The 19,475-nt window shown below is 65.7% G+C and carries 18 protein-coding genes; 4 read left to right on the top strand and 14 right to left on the bottom strand.

Translation table 11 applies throughout. The features are described 5' to 3' along the window. Positions 1-102: 102 nt before the first annotated feature. The 5 genes from phoU to rmuC form a co-directional block, all read right to left on the bottom strand. Positions 103-825: a phosphate signaling complex protein PhoU gene (gene phoU / locus P8T11_RS29015; RefSeq protein ID WP_100857007.1), complete on the bottom strand. Its 723-nt coding sequence runs from the start codon at positions 823-825 to the stop codon at positions 103-105. Between the two features lie 228 nt (positions 826-1,053). Then, entirely contained in the window at positions 1,054-1,734 is a 681-nt protein-coding gene (rpiA, locus tag P8T11_RS29010) for a ribose-5-phosphate isomerase RpiA (protein ID WP_259251559.1), read from the bottom strand. A gap of 39 nt (positions 1,735-1,773) precedes the next feature. After that, the gene (locus tag P8T11_RS29005) at positions 1,774-3,450 is read right to left on the bottom strand and encodes an isovaleryl-CoA dehydrogenase (RefSeq protein WP_268078910.1); all 1,677 of its coding nucleotides are present in this window, start codon (positions 3,448-3,450) and stop codon (positions 1,774-1,776) included. Between the two features lie 67 nt (positions 3,451-3,517). After that, complete coding sequence (locus tag P8T11_RS29000) at positions 3,518-5,044, bottom strand: amidase (protein WP_268078911.1); 1,527 nt, start codon at positions 5,042-5,044, stop codon at positions 3,518-3,520. A 253-nt stretch (positions 5,045-5,297) separates the two neighbouring features. Further along, on the bottom strand, positions 5,298-6,725 hold the full coding sequence (rmuC, locus tag P8T11_RS28995) for a DNA recombination protein RmuC (RefSeq protein ID WP_268078912.1): 1,428 nt from the start codon (positions 6,723-6,725) through the stop codon (positions 5,298-5,300). A gap of 133 nt (positions 6,726-6,858) precedes the next feature. On the opposite strand from rmuC, the gene P8T11_RS28990 reads away from it, so the two are divergent. Beyond that, positions 6,859-7,560 carry a PhoP regulatory network YrbL family protein gene (locus tag P8T11_RS28990; RefSeq protein WP_268078913.1) on the top strand — a complete coding sequence of 234 codons (702 nt, stop codon included), beginning with the start codon at positions 6,859-6,861 and terminating at the stop codon, positions 7,558-7,560. On the opposite strand, the gene P8T11_RS28985 is transcribed toward P8T11_RS28990, so the two are convergent. The 9 genes from P8T11_RS28985 to P8T11_RS28945 form a co-directional block, all read right to left on the bottom strand. Beyond that, the gene (locus P8T11_RS28985) at positions 7,557-8,294 is read right to left on the bottom strand and encodes a DNA-3-methyladenine glycosylase (protein ID WP_268078914.1); all 738 of its coding nucleotides are present in this window, start codon (positions 8,292-8,294) and stop codon (positions 7,557-7,559) included. The two genes, P8T11_RS28990 and P8T11_RS28985, sit on opposite strands and share 4 nt — an antisense overlap. A gap of 15 nt (positions 8,295-8,309) precedes the next feature. Continuing rightward, a complete protein-coding gene (locus tag P8T11_RS28980; RefSeq protein ID WP_268078915.1) occupies positions 8,310-8,666 on the bottom strand; it encodes an arsenate reductase in 357 nt (118 codons plus the stop codon). Next, positions 8,663-9,472 carry an ABC transporter permease subunit gene (locus P8T11_RS28975; RefSeq protein ID WP_268078916.1) on the bottom strand — a complete coding sequence of 270 codons (810 nt, stop codon included), beginning with the start codon at positions 9,470-9,472 and terminating at the stop codon, positions 8,663-8,665. The genes P8T11_RS28980 and P8T11_RS28975 overlap by 4 nt, the downstream gene beginning before the upstream one ends. Further along, the gene (locus P8T11_RS28970; protein ID WP_268078917.1) at positions 9,469-10,389 is read right to left on the bottom strand and encodes an ABC transporter permease subunit; all 921 of its coding nucleotides are present in this window, start codon (positions 10,387-10,389) and stop codon (positions 9,469-9,471) included. Before P8T11_RS28970 ends, P8T11_RS28975 begins: the two co-directional genes overlap by 4 nt. Continuing rightward, complete coding sequence (locus P8T11_RS28965) at positions 10,386-11,513, bottom strand: ABC transporter ATP-binding protein (RefSeq protein WP_268078918.1); 1,128 nt, start codon at positions 11,511-11,513, stop codon at positions 10,386-10,388. Before P8T11_RS28965 ends, P8T11_RS28970 begins: the two co-directional genes overlap by 4 nt. A gap of 6 nt (positions 11,514-11,519) precedes the next feature. Beyond that, positions 11,520-12,623, bottom strand: a complete 1,104-nt coding sequence (locus P8T11_RS28960) for a polyamine ABC transporter substrate-binding protein (protein ID WP_268078919.1) — start codon at positions 12,621-12,623, stop codon at positions 11,520-11,522. A 142-nt stretch (positions 12,624-12,765) separates the two neighbouring features. Continuing rightward, positions 12,766-13,434 (bottom strand): 3-deoxy-D-manno-octulosonic acid kinase, encoded by a 669-nt coding sequence (locus P8T11_RS28955; protein ID WP_268082478.1) that lies wholly within the window; start codon positions 13,432-13,434, stop codon positions 12,766-12,768. A 70-nt stretch (positions 13,435-13,504) separates the two neighbouring features. Further along, positions 13,505-13,927, bottom strand: coding sequence for a group II truncated hemoglobin (locus P8T11_RS28950; protein WP_167401057.1), 423 nt, complete (start codon positions 13,925-13,927; stop codon positions 13,505-13,507). Beyond that, positions 13,927-16,464 carry an ABC transporter permease gene (locus tag P8T11_RS28945; protein ID WP_268078920.1) on the bottom strand — a complete coding sequence of 846 codons (2,538 nt, stop codon included), beginning with the start codon at positions 16,462-16,464 and terminating at the stop codon, positions 13,927-13,929. The genes P8T11_RS28950 and P8T11_RS28945 overlap by 1 nt, the downstream gene beginning before the upstream one ends. Before the next feature lie 101 nt (positions 16,465-16,565). Here P8T11_RS28945 and P8T11_RS28940 point away from each other — a divergent pair, with 101 nt between their 5' ends. The 3 genes from P8T11_RS28940 (at position 16,566) to P8T11_RS28930 (ending at position 19,456) form a co-directional block, all read left to right on the top strand. Next, the gene (locus P8T11_RS28940) at positions 16,566-17,540 is read left to right on the top strand and encodes a TRAP transporter substrate-binding protein (protein WP_268078921.1); all 975 of its coding nucleotides are present in this window, start codon (positions 16,566-16,568) and stop codon (positions 17,538-17,540) included. Positions 17,541-17,642: 102 nt separating this feature from the next. Further along, positions 17,643-18,143 (top strand): TRAP transporter small permease, encoded by a 501-nt coding sequence (locus P8T11_RS28935; protein WP_268078922.1) that lies wholly within the window; start codon positions 17,643-17,645, stop codon positions 18,141-18,143. A 35-nt stretch (positions 18,144-18,178) separates the two neighbouring features. Continuing rightward, positions 18,179-19,456: a TRAP transporter large permease gene (locus tag P8T11_RS28930; RefSeq protein ID WP_268078923.1), complete on the top strand. Its 1,278-nt coding sequence runs from the start codon at positions 18,179-18,181 to the stop codon at positions 19,454-19,456. Positions 19,457-19,475: the final 19 nt, after the last annotated feature.

Below are 19,475 nucleotides of genomic sequence, written 5' to 3'. Positions count from 1 at the left end.
TGCAAAAGCCCCGACGCGGCAACCGTGTCGGGGCTTTTTGTTGACCTGCTGGCTTATTGGCTTATTGGCGCGTCGGCCCGTCGGCCAAAAAACCTGGCGTAATCAGGCGTCGTCTTCCGACTCTTCCTCGCCGCGCGCCAGGCGCTCGGTGTTCTTCACGCCGGTGTGGCGCACGTCGGCGCCCTTGACCATGTAGATGACACGTTCGGACATGTTCTTGGCATGGTCGCCAATGCGTTCCAACGCGCGTGCGATGAAGATCATGTCGATGGCGCGCGAAATGGTGCGCGGGTCTTCGATCATGTAGGTGATCAGGTGGCGCAGCGCGCCCTTCCATTCCTTGTCCACTTCCTTGTCGCTGCGCACCACGGCGGCGGCCTGAATGGGGTCAAGGCGGGCGAAGGCGTCCAGCGCCTGGTGCAACATGGTGCGCACGTTGGCGGCCATGTGGCGCAGTTCGATCACCGGGATGTGGCGCATTTCGGCTTCATGGATGCGGCGCGCAACGGTGGCGACCTTCTCGGCCTCGTCGCCGGAACGCTCCATGTCGGTCAGCATCTTCGACACGGCCATCAGCATGCGCAAGTCGATGGCGGTGGGCTGGTGACGGGCCAGGATGCGGCTGATGCTTTCGTCGATTTCGACTTCGTGGCGGTTGACTTCCTTTTCCCGCTCGCGGACTTTCTCCACCAGCGACAAGTCACCCGTGGCCAGCGCGTCGATCGCTTCCTGGATCATGGCTTCCACCAAGCCGCCCATTTGCAAGAATTGCGAACGGACGCTTTCCAGGTCGGCGTCGAACTGCTTGTTTGTATGCTCCGTCATCCGGGCTCCCTGCGTGGTTGGTCTCATTGCATTGCCCCGAAAGAAGAGAATTACAAGATGGGCCTGCACAACCGGCAAGGTTATGACCCAAGTGTGACAGGATTATGAATCGACGCCCCGCCGCGGGCAAGGCGGGACGATGGCGCAACAAACAAGCAACACGCGGACAACATTCAGGCGACGCCCGGGCCCACTCAGGCCACACCCGGGCCGCGCGACGCTGGCCGCTTACGCCGCGCGGTCCAGCCGACGGATGCCGTTTTGCGTGGCCAGCAGCGCCACATCGGCGCCGGCCAGCGCGAACAAACCGCAAGTGACCACGCCGGGCAGGTTGTTGACCAGCGCTTCGAACGCGCGCGCGTCCGAGATCGCCAGGCCCGACACATCCAGGATGATGTTGCCGTTGTCGGTAATGAAGCCCTCGCGCAGACGCGGCTGGCCGCCCAGCGCCACCAGGGCGCGGGCCACCGATTCGCGCGCCATCGGAATCACTTCCAGCGGCAGCGGGAACTTGCCCAGCGTCTGAACCAGCTTGGATTCGTCGGCGATGCAGATAAAGCGTTCGGCCACCGACGCCACGATTTTCTCGCGCGTCAACGCGCCGCCGCCGCCCTTGATCATGGACAGGTTGGCGTCGATCTCGTCGGCGCCGTCCACGTAGATCGGCATGGTCGACACGTCGTTCAGGTCCAGCACCTTCAGGCCGTGGCCGGCCAAGCGGGCCGCGCTGCGCTCCGAACTGGCGACGGTGCCGCCGATGCGGCCCTTGAAACGCGCCAGGCCGTCGATGAACAGATCGGCCGTGGAACCCGTGCCTACCCCGATGATGACGTCCGGGCCGGCGACCTGTTCAACGAATTCCAGGGCGGCGTCGGCGGCTTGTTGCTTGAGTTCTTGCTGGGAGAGCATGGCGGGAAGAATGCGGAAAGGTTGGTCAAGCCGGGAAATTTAGCATGCGGCGGCAGGCGGCCAGGCACGCGCCAGGATCGCCCCGGCATCCGTGCCTGCCGCCAGCTCGCCGAAAACGCCGCCATCGGCATGCAGGCGGCTGGCCACAAAGGCTTGCGCCACGGCGGCAGGCGCATGCTGGATCAGCAAGGCGCCCTGCCATAGCCGCGCCAGGCCGCAGGCGATGCGGCGCGCCTGGAACTCGGCTTGGGCGGTATCGGCCAGCAACGCGCGCCAAGCCGCCAGCGCCGCGTCGAACGCCTGATACTGGCCCGCCGCGTGCGCGAATTCCTGTTCCAGCGCGGGCAAGGCGTCGGGTTCGCGTTGCAAGGCGCGCAGCACGTCCAGCGCCATCACGTTGCCCGACCCTTCCCAGATGGAGTTGACCGGTGTTTCCCGGTAGAGGCGCGGCATCGGCCCTTCTTCCACATAGCCGTTGCCGCCCCAGACCTCCATGCACTCCGCAACGGCATGGATGGCGCGTTTGCAAATCCAGAGCTTGGCGGCGGGCGTGCCCACGCGCACCAGCGCGCGGGCCTGGGCATCGGCGCGGGTAGCCGCACACGCGTCAACCGCGCGCGCCAGCCGCAGCGCCAGCACCATTGCCGCCTCGCTTTCCAGCGCCAGGTCGGCCAGCACATTGCGCATCAGCGGCTGCGCGATCAGCGGCTTGCCGAAGGCGTGGCGATGCTGCGCGTGATGCAGGGACTGCACCAGCGCCTGGCGCAGCAGCGCGGCGCTGCCCAGCACGCAGTCCAGCCGCGTGGTGGCCGCCATTTCCAGCAGCACGGCCAGCCCGCGCCCCGGTTCGCCCACCATCACGCCCCAGGCATCCTCGAATTCGACTTCGGCGCTGGCGTTGCTGCGGTTGCCCAGCTTGTCTTTCAAGCGGCGCACGCGAATGGCGTTGCGTGGGCCATCGGGAATCCAGCGCGGCACAAACAAGCAGCTAAGCCCCTCGTCCGTATGCGCCAACACCAGATGCGCGTCCGCCTGCGGCACCGAAAAGAACCACTTGTGTCCCACCAATTGATAGGCATTGCCGCGGCCCGCCGCGCCCAAGGGCACGGCGCGGGTGTTGACGGCGCGCAGGTCGGAGCCACCCTGCTTTTCGGTCAGCCCCATGCCCACCAGCGCGCTGCGCTTGGCGGCCAGGGGTGCATCGGCACCATCGAATTCGCGCGAATACAGGGCGGGCAGCCATTGCCCGGCGAAGTCCACGGCGCCGGACGGTTCGCGCTGCAACAGCGGCACGGCGGCAAACGTCATCGTGGTGGGGCACAGCGTGCCGGCCTCGACCTGCCCTTGCATCAAATAGGCTGCCGCCCTGGCTACCTGCGCGCCAGGCACCGCTTGCGCCCAGGCGCGGCTATGCAGTCCGCGCGCCATGATGCCGGTCATCAGCAAGTTCCAGGCCGGGTGGAATTCCACGTGGTCGATGCGGTGCCCCGAGCGGTCATAGCTCATCAACCGGGGCGGACAGCGGTTGGCTTCGGCGCCGGCGGCGAGCGTCTGCGCGCGGCCCAGCCAGGCGCCGTGCGCGGCCAGGTCGCCTTCCCAGGCCTGCGCGCCCTCGCGCCGCACCGCCTCGCGCAAGGCGGGGTCGGTGTCGTACAGCGAATAGTCTTCCAGCGGAGGCACCTGGTTCTGCACGGTGTGCGTGGCAAACGACGACATGGCTGCTCCTGGTAAAGCCCGCTCTCGGTAACGCCCGCCGCGGTAAAGCTCGCTGCGGTAACGCCGGCTATCTGGCCATGGGCGCCACCAACGCCCAGGGCCGCAAGGCCTCGACCTGCGCCGCCAGTTCCAGCAGCAGCGCTTCACTGCCCAAGGGCCCCATGACCTGGATGCCGATCGGCAGCCCATCGGACGACATGCCGAACGGGATGGAGATAGCCGGCATGCCGGTCAGGTTGGCCAGCGGCGCAAAGGGCGAATAGCCGATCACGCCCTTCTTGCCCAGACGGTAGGCCAGGTAATCGGCGTTGTCCATGGCGTAACGGCCCAGGGGCGCGGGCGGTTGCGCCAGGACGGGACTCAGGAAAAGATCATGGCCGTGGGCGCCGTCGCGGTGCAGGAAGCGGCCGATGCGCCGGGTGATTTCGTGGCAGGTGTCCACGCAGGCCACGTATTGCGCACCGGATATCGCCCGCGCATATTCGCGCGCGCCCAGCGTGGTGGGTTGCAGCTCGTCGGCGGCCAGGCGACGGCCCCGCGCCGCGACAAAGCTGTCGATGGCATTGGCGGCGGCGCTGGCGATCAGCGGCAGCATGGGCGACAGCACTTCCTCGGACCCCACGGGTGGCAAGGCCGGCACCAGTTCATGGCCGAGCGATGCGAAAAGGCGCGCCGCCTCGTCAACAGTGGCGGCGACTTCGGGGTGGATCGCCCCGCCTTCATAGGTGGTGTTGATGAAGGCGATGCGGCGTCGCGGCGCGCCATGCGGGTCGGCGGCGACACGCGCCACCACCGCCCGGTACGACTCGGGTTGCGCCGGGGCCGCGTAGGGCGCGCCCACGTCCGCCCCCGCGCTGATGTCCAGTGACGCGGCGCAGTCGCGCACCGACAGGGTCATCATGTGTTCGGTGGCCAGACCGCCCCACCCTTCGCCCTTCAAGGGGCCCAGCGGCATCAGCCCGCGCGACGGCTTCAGGCCCAGCACCCCGCAGCACGAGGACGGGATGCGGATGGACCCGCCGCCGTCGCTGCCGTGCGCGATGCGCACCATACCGCTGGCCAAGGCGGCGCCCGCGCCGCCGCTGGACCCGCCCGCGCTGTGGCCGGCCTTCCAGGGGTTCTGAGTAGGCGGGCCATAGGCGGGCGATTCGGTGGTGGGGCTCAGGCCGAGTTCGGCGCTGGTGGTGCGGCCGAACGGAATCAGTCCGGCGCGGCGATAGCGTTTGACGATTTCGGCATCCACGTCCCATTCGACATGCCCATACAGCACCGACCCCATGGCGCTGGGCAAGCCCAGGGCCGCCGTGCCCAGGTCTTTCAGCAAGGTGGGCACACCCAGGAAGGGCCGAGTGTCCAGTTGCGCCAGCCGCTGTTCGGGCGTCAGCCCAGCCAGCTCGTCGTCCAGCGCCTGGGCCAGGCGCAGCCCGGCGTCGGCTTCAATGCCGCAGGCCGCGTTGATGGCGGGATTGCGCGCCGCCACCCGGTCCACCGCCTGCTGCATCGCGGCAAGCGCGGTGGTAACGCCCTGGGCGATATCGGCGCCCAGCGCCGTCGCGTCGAGGGGTGAGGAATCATGGCGGTCAGCGGTGCTCATGCTTGCGATGCTCCAGGGTTCGACGGCGAAATGCCGCACATGCCAGGATATCGACAGTCCGCGCGGGCAACAAGCCGGCGCGGCGCGTTAGCCGCGCGTCATGCCGGCCTGGCGGCAATCAGGCCGAGCCGCGTCAGGCCGAGCCGCGTCAGGCCGAGCCGCGTCAGGCCGAGCCGCGTCAGACCGAGCCGCGTCAGACCGAGCCAGGTCAGGCCGAGCCAAGTCAGGCCGAGCCAGGTCAGGCCGAGCCGGGTCAGGCCGAGCCGGAAGACGCCGTGTTGGGTGGCGTAGCCGGGGCTTGCATGACGGCGGCGTCATCGTCAGCGCCGTTGGCCTCATCCGCATCGCCCGCCGCGTCGGCATCGCCCAATAGCCTTAAGGCTTCCGCGTCGGGCAAGGCTTCCACGTTCTTCAGGTTTTTCAGCATCGCGCGGGTGCGGACCTCGGTCTGACCGATCTTGTTACTGGCCGTGTCCAGCGACTTCTTGACGCTGGCCAGCGCGTCGCCGAATTTGCCGAACTCGGTTTTGACGGCCCGCAGCACCTGCCACACTTCCGATGAACGCTGCTCGATCGCCAAGGTGCGAAAGCCCATCTGCAAGCTGTTCAGCAAGGCGGCCAGGTTGCTGGGGCCGGCCACGTTGATGCGCAGGTCGTGCAGCTTGTCCAGCAAGCCCGGGCGCCGCAGCACTTCGGCATACAGGCTTTCGGTGGGCAGGAACATGATGGCGAAGTCGGTTGTGTGCGGCGGCGACACGTATTTGCTGGCGATCAGCCGCGCCTGCAATTCCACCGCGCGGCCCAGCGCGGCGCCGGCGGTTTTCACGCCGTCCACGTCGGCGGCGTCCTGGGCGTCCATCAGCCGTTCGTATTCTTCCTTGGGAAATTTGGCATCGATCGGCAGCCACACGGGCGCGCCGCCGTCTCCCCGCCCGGGCAAGCGGATGGCGAACTCAACCACCGCATCGCTGCCCGGCACCGGCTTGATGTTGCTGGCGTACTGGTCGGGCGTCATGTTGTCTTCAATCAGTCGGGCCAGTTGCACCTCGCCCCAGGTGCCGCGCGACTTCACGTTGGTCAACACGCGCTTCAGGTCGCCCACGCCCGCCGCTAGCGCCTGCATCTCGCCCAGGCCTTTGTGCACGGCCTCCAATCGGTCCGACACCAGCTTGAACGACTCGCCCAGGCGCTGTTCCAGCGTGGCATGCAGCTTCTCATCGACGGTGCGGCGCATCTCATCGAGCTTGGCGCTGTTATCCGCCTGCAACGATTGCAGCCGCTGGTCCACGGTGGCGCGCACTTCCATCAGGCGGCGCTCGTTGATCTGGATCAGGCCCTGCAATTGTTCGCCAAAGCCGGCGGCGAAGCGGGCCAGCGACTCGGCCGATTCGGCGCGGGCGGCCTGGGCATCGCGCGCCAGGCCGGTGCGCAAGTCGCCATGCGATTGCGCCAGCTCTACCCGCAGCGCGCGGGTGGACTCTGAAAATTCGCTGCGCAGGCCGCGTTGCCCTTCAGCGATATCGGCGCGCAAGGCACGCTCGGTGCGTTCCAGGCCTTCCAGCAGCGCGTCCAGCCGTGCATCCTTCGCAGCGGGACGCAAGCAGGCCAGCATGGCCGCCAAACACGCCAGTACCGCGGCACCCGCGGCTACCCAAAGCAGAATGTCATTCAAAAGAGGCATCTCCAAAGCCGGAATTGTAGGACGCATCATCACTGCGTTGTAAGCAAACGACATCCCTTGATGCAACCCGAGCCGCCGCGACCGCGCAACAGGATTAAACTTCCCGCACTTTGAATACAACGTTCGACCCAACTTGAATTCAACTGACCTTTCTTCCCGTCGATCCAGCGTTTCTTTCCAATCGGTGTTCGGTCCCCTGGACCTGGACGCCGCAACCCCGCTCGCCACCGGCGGCGACCGCCACATTTTCCAGCATCCGCACTCCCCCGACCTGCTCGTGAAGGTCATGGACATGCGCGCCCGCGCGGTCTATCTGGAGGCGCGGCCGTTCAAGCGTTGGTACAAGCAATACCAGCGTGAAAGCGCCTACCGCGTTTACCTGAACGAGATCTCGGAATACGTCACCACCACCACCCGCCCGTCGGGCGTGTGGCAAGTGCCCATGGCACGCATCCTGGGCGTGGCGCAAACCTCGCTGGGCCTGGGCCTGGTGGTGGAAAAGATTACCGACGCCGACGGCAACATTGCGCCCACCGTGGCCGACCTGGCCGCGCAGGGCAAGGTGGACGCGCAGTTCTTCGAACAGTTGGACGAATTCTTCAACGATCTGGCCGACGCGCATGTCGTGCTGCACGACATTTCCGCCAGCAATATCGCCTGTGGCCAGAACGCCGAGGGCAAGCAGGGCATGTACCTGATCGACGGGTTCGGGGTCTTGCCGCTGATTCCGCTTTACGCCTGGAGCAAGCGCCTGAACCGCAAGCGCATTGCGCGTAAATACCAGGAAATGCGCCAGTCCCTGCAAGCACGCATCGACGCCGCGAAGGCCGCCTAGCGCGCCGGAAGTTCGGGCGCCTCGGGCAGCACGACACCCTGGCGGTCCACCCACACGTAGTCATGGCCAGCGCGTTGCCCGCGCCGCAACGGGTTGCGCGTGCAAAAGGCGGCGTAGGCCGGATCCACAAAGCGGTAGTGCAGATGCTCGTCGCGCCCTGGCGGAATGCCCAGGCGCGTGGTGCAGACCAGGGCTTGCGGTGAGCCGCCCACGTCTTCCACATACAGCGCGTTGGGATCGAAGCGGCGCGTGTCCCACTGCGGCACCTTCAGCCCCAGCGAACGGCACAGCAGCGTCTGCCCCGCGCACAGGCGCGACGGCGGACGCGGCAGATCCCGCGCATCCGGGTTCAACTGTTGCATGCGGGCCAGCGCATCGGGGCCTGACAGCGCGTCCGTCCATGGATACCCGGACTTGATCAGCACGGCATTACCCGGCCCGGCGGCGCTGAAATTCAGAGAATCTCCACCGCGCGCGTAATACATGTAGATAACGCCGCCATCCATGAACAGCGCGCGGCGCTTGTGGGTGTAGCCCAGCGAGGCGTGGCTGCCCTTTTCTTCCAGGTAGTAGGCCTCGGTTTCGATGATGCGCACCGACAGCCACAGGCCGTCCACGCAATGACGGATGACCTTGCCCAACAGGTCGCGCGCCAGGGTGCAGGCATCGCGATCAAAAAAGGCATCGGGCAACGCCTTGCCGGCGCCGCGCGATGCCTGGATGGGGGACGCCATCGCAGCCGGGAGGCGTCAGGCGAAGCGTTCGCCGTAGCGCTTTTCGCTGAAGCCCACGGTGACTTCGCCATCCGGCGTCACGGTGACCGGGCGGCGCACCAAGGCCGGGTACTCGGCGATGAGCGCACTCCATTGGGCGTCGGTCGCGGCCGACTTACGGTCTTCCGGCAGGTTGCGCCAGGTCATCGACGAGCGGTTGACCAGCTTTTCCCAACCGCCAACCTGGTCGGACCACGATTTCAGCGTGGCCGCGTCAACCGGGTGATCACGGTAATCCACGAACACATGATCGACGCCGTGTTCCGACAGCCAGTCGCGCGCCTTGACGCAGGTGCTGCACTTGGTCAGGCCATACAGGGTAGTTTGCTTCATTTGGATTCAGATTCCTTGCGCCATTGCAGGCGGTTGGCCAGGATCACGCACGTGCCCACGGCCAGGATGAACAAGGTGGCCAGCGCGTTGATCTCGGGTTTCAGCCCCAGGCGCACCCGCGAAAACACTTCCATCGGCAGCGTGCTGGAGCTGGGGCCGGACAGGAACGACGCCAGCACGACGTCGTCCAGCGACAGCGTGAACGACAGCAACCAGGCCGAGGCCAATGCCGGCGCGATCAGCGGCAGCGTGATCTTGAAGAACACCGTCATGGGGGTAGCGCCCAGGTCCAGCGCGGCCTCTTCCAGCGAGCGGTCCAGGTCGCGGATGCGGGTCTGGATGACGACGGCCACAAATGCCATGCACAGCGTCACGTGCCCCACCCAGATGGTGAACACGCCATTTTCAGAGGGCCAGCCCAGGCTGCCACGCAGTTCCACGAACATCAGCAGCAAGGAAATGCCCAACACCACTTCCGGTATGACCAGCGGCGCGCTCAGCATGCCCACGTACAGCGAAAAGCCGCGAAAGCGTCCCATGCGACCCAGCACATAGCCGGCCCAGGTGCCGATGATGACGGCGGCCGTGGCCGTCAGCGCCGCGATGCGAAACGACAGCCACGCAGCCCGCAAGAGCGCGTCGTCATTGATCAGCGCGTGATACCAGCGAAACGAGAAGCCCGCCCACGACGTCACGGTGGGCGACTCGTTGAACGAGAACACCATCAGGCTGATGATGGGCACGTACAGGAAAAAGTACCCCAGCCCCAGCACCACGGCGCGCAATGTCTTGTTGGGGCCCTTCATTTGCGGCCTCCGTTGGCTTGTTCCTGCTGCTTGACCTGGTTGTACTGGAAGACCACCAAGGGCACGAGCAGCAACAGCACCATCACACACGTCACCGCCGACGCCATCGGCCAGTCAGCGTTATTGAAGAATTCGTTCCACATGACGCGGCCCATCATCAGCGTGTTGGCGCCGCCCAGCATTTCAGGGATGACGTATTCGCCCACGGCGGGAATGAACACCAGCATGGCGCCCGCGATCACGCCCTGGCGCGACAGCGGCACGGTGATCTGCCAGAACGCCTGCCAGGGCTTGGCGCCCAGGTCGTAAGCGGCTTCCAGCAGGCGCAGGTCCATCTTCACCAGCGTGGCGTACAGCGGCAGGATGAAGAACGGCAGGTACGCATAGACCATGCCGATATAGACCGCCACGTCGGTGCGATAGATTTCCAGCGGGCTGGAAATGATGCCCAGGCTTTGCAGCAGGTTGTTCAACAGACCATCGTTGCGCATGATGCCGACCCACGCGTACACGCGCAACAGCAGCGACGTCCAGAACGGCAGGATCACGCCCAGCAGCAGCAGGTTGCGCACCCGCGGCGAAGAGCGCGCGATGTAGTACGCGATGGGATAGCCGATCAGCACGCAGATCAGCGTGGTGATGCCGGCGATCTTCACCGAGCTCAGGTAGGTCTTGATGTACAGGCTGTCGGTGAACAGCAGAAGGTAGCCGCGCAGGTGCAGGCTGAACTGCACGGCTTCGTCCTGAAACTGCGCCAGCGGCGTATACGGCGGAATGCCGAATTCCACTTCGGCAAAGCTGATCTTCAGTACCAGCAGGAAAGGCAGCAGCAGGAACAGCACCAGCCAGGCAAACGGCGGCACCACCGCCAGCGCCCGGCCGGAAGGCAACCAGTCGCGGGGCGAAAAGCGAATCATGACGCCAGCACCGTCGCGCTGTCGGCATCCCAGCTGACGAAGATTTCCTCGTCAATGCCTGGGGCATCCATCTGGGCCAGCAACAGGCTGGGCACGCTGGCCTCGACCGTCTTGCCGGAATCCAGGCGGATCTGATATAGCGCATAGCTGCCCATCCAGGCCATGTGGCTGACCATGCCGTGGGCCCAGTTGTATTCGCCGGCGGGTTGGTCGCGCGACACCACCAGGCGCTCGGGCCGGATGGACACGTGCACTTCCATGCCCAGCGGTTCGCTCACGCCATGGTTCACGAAGAGCGGCCGCGTCAGTTCGGCGCATTCGATGGCGACGTGATCGGGTTCGTCCACCACGATGGTGCCGGTGAACATATTGGTCGACCCGATGAAGCTGGCCACGAAGCGCGAATTTGGAAAGGCATAGACGTCTTGCGGCGTGCCGCACTGGACGATCTGGCCTTCGGTCATGACGGCCAGGCGGTGCGCCATGGTCATGGCCTCTTCCTGGTCGTGCGTCACCATGATGCAGGTCACGCCGACCTGTTCAAGAATCTTCACCAGTTCAATCTGCGTCTTCTGGCGAATCTGCTTGTCCAGCGCGGACATCGGTTCGTCCAGCAACAGCAGCTTGGGCCGCTTGACCAGGCTGCGCGCCAGCGCCACGCGCTGTTGCTGGCCGCCCGACAGTTGGTTCGGCTTGCGGCGCGAATAGCCGGCCATCTGGACGAGGTCCAGCGCTTCGAACACGCGGTCGTGGATTTCGGCGCGGTCCACGCCTTCCTGCTTCAGGCCGAACGCCACATTGGCTTCAACCGTCATGTGCGGGAACAGGGCGTAGGACTGGAACATCATGTTCACGGGCCGGCGGTACGGCGGCACGGCGGTGATGTCCTCGCCGTCCAGCAGGATCTGCCCCGACGTGGCGTCCTCAAAGCCCGCCAGCATGCGCAGCAAGGTGGATTTGCCGCTGCCAGAGCTTCCCAGCAGCGCAAAGATCTCGTTGCGCTTGACGGACAGGTTGACGGAACGCACGGCGACCACATCGCCAAAGATCTTGACCACATCGGACACCCGGACGAATTCGTCCGGGTCGGCCGTATGCGGCGCCGAGTAACGGCTATCGCTCATGATGACTTATCTTCCAGACTTCAGCTCGGACCACATCCGGTTCTGCATGCGTTGAATGTTCAAGGGCAGCGCCTTGATCACGTACAAGGTCTTGGAGACCTCCGCCGGCGGGTAGATCATGGGGTTCTCGGCCACGTCCTTCACCACGTATTTCCGCGCCTCTTTGTTGGCGTTGGGATAGAACATGGTGTTGGTGATGGCGGCATGCACCTGGGGCGTTTCAATGTAGTTGATGAACGCCAGGGCTTCTTCGGGATGCGGCGCATCCTTCGGAATGACCATCAGGTCGAACCATGCGGGCGCGCCGCCCTTCGGGATGAAGTAGTTCACTTCATACGACTTCTTGGCTTCTTGCGCGCGCTTGCGGGCGATCATCACGTCGCCCGAAAAACCGTAGACCATGCAGAGGTCGCCCACGGCAAGCTCATCGATATAGCCCGACGAACTGAACTGGCGGATGTACGGGCGGATCTGCTTCAAGACATCCAGCGCGGCCTTGTAGTCGTCGGCGTTGGTGCTGTTGGGATCCTTGCCCAGGTACTTCAGCACGGCCGGGAACACCTGCGCGGCTTCGTCCAGCATCGAAATGCCGCACTCTTTCAGCTTGGCGGCGTTCTCGGGCTTGAAGATCATGTCCCAGTTGGACAGATCTACGTTGTCGCCCATGATCTCCTTGACCTTGGTAACGTTGTAGCCCAGACCGTTGGTGCCGTAGCCCCAGGGAATGGCGTGCTCGTTGCCCGGGTCGACCGAGGCAACCAGCGCCATCAGTTCCGGGTCCAGATACTTCCAGTTGGGAATCTTGGACTTGTCCAGCTTCTGGAACAGCCCGGCCTGGATCTGGCGCGAGGCGTAATGGGTGGACGGAACCACGACGTCGTACCCCGACTTGCCGGCCAGCAGCTTGGCTTGCAGCGTGTCGTTGCTGTCATAGACGTCATAGCGGACCTTGATGCCGGTTTCCTTTTCGAAACCCGGAATCGTGTCCGGCGCCGTGTACTCAGCCCAGTTGTAGACGTTGACGACCTTGTCCTGCGCGACTGCCGACGATGCCGATGCCGCGACCAACACCGCGCCAAGCGCCCAGCGCATTCCCGCCCTTAGTTCCATTACAAGCCCCCTTGCCGTATGTCGTGTATGTCAGGACCACCAAAAGGCGAAATGATAAAGCCTTTTAGCGATGGTCTGCCCAACTTTGCCGGTGAGTTGCCGCAATTGAAGGCATCGCGACGGCGACGGCCCCCGCGACGTCTCAGGGTTGGACACCTACGCCCCAGGCGGTCCAGTAGCTGTCGCGCAGCTTCATCCAGAAGCGCTCGCCCTCGTCGCCGGCCACCTTGACGAGTGAGCGGCGCAGCCGGTCCAGGTTGCCCTGGCGCTGGCGTTCGGACAGCGCACCGAGCGTGCCGCGGTCGAAATCGATCAGCCAGACCCGGCTGTCGCCGCCGATCAGGATATTGAAGGCGTTCAAGTCGGCGTGCCACACGCCGGCGCGGTGCATGCGGACGATGGCCTGCGCCACCGCGCCCCACAGCGGCTCGGCCAGCGCGTGGGCCAGGGGCTTCACGCCTGGAATGCGTTCCACCACGATGGCCGCGCGGTAGATCGGGCCTTGGCGCCAATAGGCGGCGGCCAAGGGCGCCGGCACGTCCAGCCCCTGCGCGCGCATCTCGGCCAGCAAGCGGAATTCCCGGAAGCCGCGGGTGCGGTCCTCGCCGTTCCAAAGATAGGCGTCGCGGCTGATGCGGGCGATCATTCCGCCGCGCCGATAGCGCCGCAACACGCCCTGCCAGCCCGCGCCCTGTACGAACCAGGCGGCTTGGCGGCCCCCGGCGTCCACCGGCCGGGCGCGGTCGCCGTAATGGGACGGGTTGAAAATGTCGGGGCCGGCGTCAGCCAGGCGCGTCGCGTCGCTCAACATGGCGCCGGCCAGCGGACCCGCCCAGGACTGGCGCAGCACGCCGGATCGTGCGCCGTCTGCGCGCGCGCCATCAGCCTTCACGATTGCGCATCCAGTCGGCCACGCCGTAGAAAGATTCCAGCAGCCGCTCCGCGAGCGCCGGGTCGATGCCCTGGTCTTCCATGGCGCGCCCGATGCAGATCACCCACTGGTCGCGCTCGACCTGGCCGATGGAAAACGGCAGGTGCCGCGCGCGCAGTCGGGGGTGGCCGAAGCGTTCGATGTAGTGATCCGGCCCGCCAAAATAGCCGCACAGGAACCAGAACAGCTTGTTGCGCGCCTCGTCCAGGCTGGGGCCGTGGGCAGCGCGCAGTTCTTTCAGGTCGGGCTCCATGTCCATCAGGTCATAGAAGCGGTCGACCAGCGCACGCACGCCGGGCTCGCCGCCAAGAAGGTCAAAGATGCTGCTGGAATTTTCCACGGGTTCGCTAATGGTATGGACGCGGGTCGTCATCAGGCTTCTCGAAGGGTGACCAGGGGCGGCGTGCGCAACACGCCGCGCAGAGCCAGGGCGCCGCCGGCCCAGGCGCCCAACATGCCCGCGCCGATGCCGGTCAGCCACGGCCACAGGCTCAGGGTAATGGTGAAGTCAAACACCTGGGTGGATAGCACCCAGGCAATGGCGGTGGCGCCGGCCGCCGCCAAGAGGCCGGCCAGGCCGCCCACCGCCCACAGTTCAATCCGCTGCGACCGCGCCAATTGCGTGCGCGTGGCGCCCAGCGCCCGCAGCACCGCCGCTTCGCGCATGCGCTCGTCGCGGGTGGCCGTCAGCGCCGCCGACAGCACCAGCACACCGGCGGCCAGCGTGAACAGGAACAGCAACTGAACCGCCTTGCCCACTTCGTTCAGCACCGACTGCAATTGCTGCAGGATGGCGCTGACATCGAACACGGTCAGGTTCGGGAATTCGCGCACCAGCGCGGGCAGCACCGCCGCTTTTTCGGGCGGCAGGTAAAAGGATGTGATCCAGCTTTGGGGCATGTCGGCCAGCGCGGCGGGGGTCAGGATGGCAAAAAAGTTGACGCGCATCGTATCCCAATCCACCCGCCGGGTGCTGGTGACGGTCGCCTCCACCTGCTGGCCGGCCACGTCGAAGGTCATCTTGTCGCCCAGGTTCAGGCCCAGCGACTTGGCTAGACCCGACTCCAGCGATACCTCGGGCGCCGTTGCGTCGGGGTTCAGCCACCGGCCCTGCTCGATCTTGTTGGACGAGGGCATCTTGTCGTCATAGGACAGGTTGAACTCGCGGTCCACCAGGCGCTTGGCGCGCGGCTCTTCGTAGTCGTCCGGGCCCACCGGCTTGCCGTTGATGGCGATCAAGCGCCCCCGCACCATGGGCGACAGCGTGATGCCGCCCAAGCCCTCGCGGGCCAGCGCGTCGCTGACCGGTTGACGCTGGTCGGGCTGCACGTTGATCAGGAATCGGTTGGGCGCGTCCGCCGGCATGGTGCGCTGCCAGCCCTGGATCAGGTCGGTGCGCGTCATGGTCAGGAGCAGCAGCGCCATCAGCCCGACGGCCAGCGCGCAGACCTGCGTGATGGTGGCGGCGCGGCGGCGCACCACGCCCGCCAGCGCGAAACGCAGCGCGGGCAGCCCCGAGGCCAAGCCGCGCACACGCGCCAGGCCCAGCACGCACAACCACGCCACCAGCGCGAACACGGCGAAGGCGCCCAGAAAGCCCCCCGCCACCACCGCGCCCAGCTTGGCGTCGCCCGCGAACCACCAGATCAGCAGCGCAAAGCCCGTGGCGCCCACCACGTAGCCGAAGGCGCTGCGGGCGCTTAGCGTGTCGGCATCACGCCGCAATACGCGGGCGGGCGGCACATGGCGCAGTTGCGCCAGCGCGGGCAAGGCAAAGCCCAGCAGCAGCAGCAAGCCGGTCAACACGCCTTGCAAGGCGGGAATGGCGGACGGCGCGGGCAGGCTGGTGTCGATCAAGGAGCCCAGCAGCATCACCAACACCTGGTGCACGGCAAAGCCCAGCAGGCAGCCCGCGGCCGACGAGAACAGGCCGACCAAGGCGAACTCCAGCGTCAGCATGCGCGAGATCTGGGATTGCACCGCCCCCAGGCAACGCATGACGGCGATGCCGTCGCGATGCCGGGTCATGTAGCGGCCCGCCGCCAACGCCACCGCCACGGCGGATATCAGCACCGCCAGCAACGCGACCAGCGACAGGAAGCGCTGCGCGCGGTCCAGCGTGCGGCGCACTTCCGGCCGGCCCGACTCCAGGGTGGCCACTTTTTGCCCGCGCTTTAAGTTTTGATTCAGCCAGGTGGCATAGCCCGCCACGGCGTCCGGCTGGCCGGCCACCAGCATGGCGTAGCCGATGCGGCTGCCGGGCGCGATCAGGCCGGTGGCCGGCAGGTCGCTGGCGCGCAGCAGCACGCGCGGCGCCACGTTGACGAACTGCATCCCGCGATCGGGCTCATAGGTGATGACGCGGTCCACGCGCAGGTGGGCATCGCCCACGTTCAGCGTGTCGCCCACTTTCAGGTTCAGCAGCGACAGCAGTTGGGCATCCACCCAGACCGCGCCCTCGGGCGGGATGTCGCGGGTGACGGCGTCGGGGGCGAACGGCGCCTCGGCCACGCGCAGGGCGCCGCGCAGCGGGTAGCCAGGCTCCACCGCTTTCAACGCCGCCAGTTGCGCGCCGTCGCCGGCGCCGACCATGGACGGGAACTGCAAGGTCCGGGACACGGTCAGGCCGCGTTCGCGGGCCTGATCCAGGAATTGCGCGGGCACGGGTTCGTCGGCATCCAGCACGAGATCAGCGCCCAGCATCTGCCCGGCGTCGCGTTCCAGCGCCCGGCTGACGCGGTCTGCCAGAAAGCCCACGCTGGTCACCGCGGCCACCGCCACCACCAGCGCCAGCACCAACAAACGCAGCTCGCCCGCCCGGGCGTCGCGCATCATCATCCTGGCGCCCAGGCGCAGGGTGGACCAGAAACCGGGGCGCTTGGCCTGTGACATATCAGGGAAATCCATCATTCATCAATGTTAAAAACCGCCTAAACGGCGTCCGAATCCCGATATCATCCCGGGGCGGGAGGCAACGCCGCCCCTAAAGATACCTAATACCGGAGAAGACAATGCGTAAATCCTGGCTTGCGGCCACGGTTCTGGCCGCCTGCGCGGCCGCCACATCCCTGCCCTCGGCAGCCCAAACCACCTTGAAGATGGCCTACGCCCTGTCGACCTCGTCGCACTATGGCGCCGGTGCCGACGCCTTGGCCAAGTCCATCGAAGCGTCCACGAACGGGAAGTACAAAGTACAGCAATTCGCCAACAGCGCGCTGGGCGGCGAACGCGAAGTGATCGAAGGCCTGCAGATCGGCACGATCGACCTGGCCATCGTTTCGACCGGCGCCACCCTGAATTTTGTTCCCGAGACGGGGGTTTTCGATATCCCCTTCCTGCTGCGCGACCTGCACCACGCCCGCGCCGTGCTGGACAGCAAGATCGGCCAGGACATGCTGGCCAAGTTTCCCAGCCGCGGCATCATCGCCCTGGCCTGGGGCGAGCAAGGCTTTCGCCACCTGACCAATAACGTGCGTCCGGTCAAGACCCCGGCTGACGCCAAGGGCCTGAAGATCCGCACCACGGAAAACCCCATCCACATCACGGCGTTCCGCCAGATCGGCATCCTGCCCACCCCCATGGCCTGGCCTGAAGTCGCCACCGCCTTGCAGCAAGGCACCATCGACGGCCAGGAAAACCCGCTGTCGGTGATCACGTCGGCCAAGCTGTCGCAACTGCAAAAATACCTGTCCTTGACCGGCCACGTGTACGGCCCGGCACTGGTGCTGATGTCGGCCAACGTCTATGAAGGCCTGTCGGCCGCCGACAAGGCCAACTTCGACAAGGCCGGCAAGGAATCCGCCATGGCCATGCGCGCCTACGTGGACAACATCGAGAAGACCGGTGTCGAGCAGTTGAAGAAGGAAGGCATGCAGGTGACCGAGGTGGATCGCGCCGCGTTTGCCGCCGCCGTCGAACCCGCCTATCCCGAGTACTACAAGAAGTTCGACAAGAAGCTGATCGACGCGATCCGCGACACCAAGTAAGCCGGCGCTGCCCCCACGGGGCATACCGCCTTGAGCGGCGGGATCCCGATCCCGCCGCTTGCCGTTTTCCATCCTATGCGCCCATCGCTATCGGGATTCATCATGCGTTTGCTTTGCGCTTTCGACCGCGGCCTGTTCAAGCTGGTCTCGGTCCTTGCCCAACTTCTGATGGTGGCCGCCGCGGCCGCCGCCTTCTACCAGGTCATTGCCCGCTTCATCCTGCAATCGCCCGCCGACTGGAGCGAGGTGCTGACCCGCGCCCTCCTGATCTGGACCGTGCTGCTGGGCGTGGCGCTGGCCTTTCGCCATGGCGCGATGATCAGCGTCGAGCTGCTGCGCAACTTGTTGGGCGGCACCAAGCGGCGTGTACTTGAAACCGTGATCGGGCTGATCTGCGCCAGCTTCCTGGGCTTTCTGGCCTGGATCGGCGGCAACATGACCTATCGGGTGCGCTTCCAGAACGTGCCCAGCCTGGATATCTCGATTTCGTGGATCTATCTGGCGATCCCCGTTGGCGCGACGCTTGCCGCCATCGCCGTGCTGGCTCGCTTGTGCGCGGGCGAAGAAGACGACGTGCCGGTGCGCAACGACGCACAAGGCTAAGCCGCCCCCAACGAACCTACGCAGCAGAAATCGCCATGTCCCAATTAATGATTGTCTCGATGCTGATCTTCTTCGGGCTGTCCGTACCGGTCGCCGTGTCGATCGGCCTGGCCAGCCTGGCGGGGGTTGGCAGTTCCGGCCTGCCTTGGGTGGTTGTCGCGCAGCAGCTGTACGCCGCGCTGGACAAGTACCCACTGGTCGCCATTCCCTTCTTCATCCTGGCCGGCAACCTGATGGAAGCCGGCGGCATTTCCGAACGCATGGTGGAATTTGCCAAGAGCGTGGTAGGCGGCATCCAGGGCGGCCTGGCCTGCACCTGCGTGCTGACCTGCATGATCTTCGCGGCGGTAGCCGGCTCCAGCGTAGCCACGACGTTTGCCGTGGGCGCGATCCTGATCCCCGCGATGGTCCGCCACGGCTACCCTGCCCCGTTCGCTGCGTCGCTACAGGCCAGCGCGGCGGAACTGGGCGTGATCATCCCGCCGTCGATTCCGATGATTCTGTACGCCGTGTCCACCGACACGTCGACCGGCGAGCTCTTCATTGCCGGCGTGATGCCGGGCATCCTGATCGGCCTGGCGCTGATGTTCTACGTGTGGTTCTACGCCAAGCGCAACAACCTGGGCAAGCGCGACGGCGAAGGCCGCCTGCCGCTGTGGCCGGCGCTGAAGAACGCCTGGCTGGCGCTGATGATGCCCGCCATCATCCTGGGCGGCATCTACGGCGGCGTGTTCACGCCCACCGAAGCCTCAGTGGTGGCGGTGGTGTATGCGGTGGTGGTGGGCAAGTTCATCTACCGCCGCCTGAGCTTCAAGCAACTGTCCGTGACGCTGCACAAATCGGTGGTGTCCACCGCCGTGATCATGTTCGTGATCGCGAATGCCGGCGTGTTCAGCTTCCTGCTCAACCGCGCGGGCGTACCCGATGCGCTGGGCACGTGGCTGTCGCACATCTTCGAAACGAAGTTCACGTTCCTGATGGGCATGAACGTGGCGCTGTTCCTGATCGGGATGTTCATCGAAACGTCCGCGTCCATCGTGGTGCTGGCGCCCTTGCTGTTGCCGGTGGCCTTGAAGTTCGGCGTGGAGCCGGTGCACTTCGGCATCATCATGGTGGTCAACCTGGCGCTGGGCATGATCACGCCGCCATTCGGGGTGAACCTGTTCGCGGCGTCGGCGGTGGCCAAGCTGCCGCTTGAACGCCTGATCAAACCGCTGATTCCGTTTGTGGGGGTGGTGATCGTCTGCCTGCTGGTGATCACGTACTGGCCCGGCTTGTCGTTGGGCCTGCGGGATATGGTCTACGCGAAATAGTCGGCGATGGCGTATCGGG

Source organism: Achromobacter spanius, assembly GCF_029637605.1.
GTDB lineage: Bacteria > Pseudomonadota > Gammaproteobacteria > Burkholderiales > Burkholderiaceae_B > Achromobacter > Achromobacter spanius_E.
The sequence above is the reverse complement of the archived record's forward strand: the minus strand, read 5'-3'. Positions and strand labels throughout refer to the sequence as shown.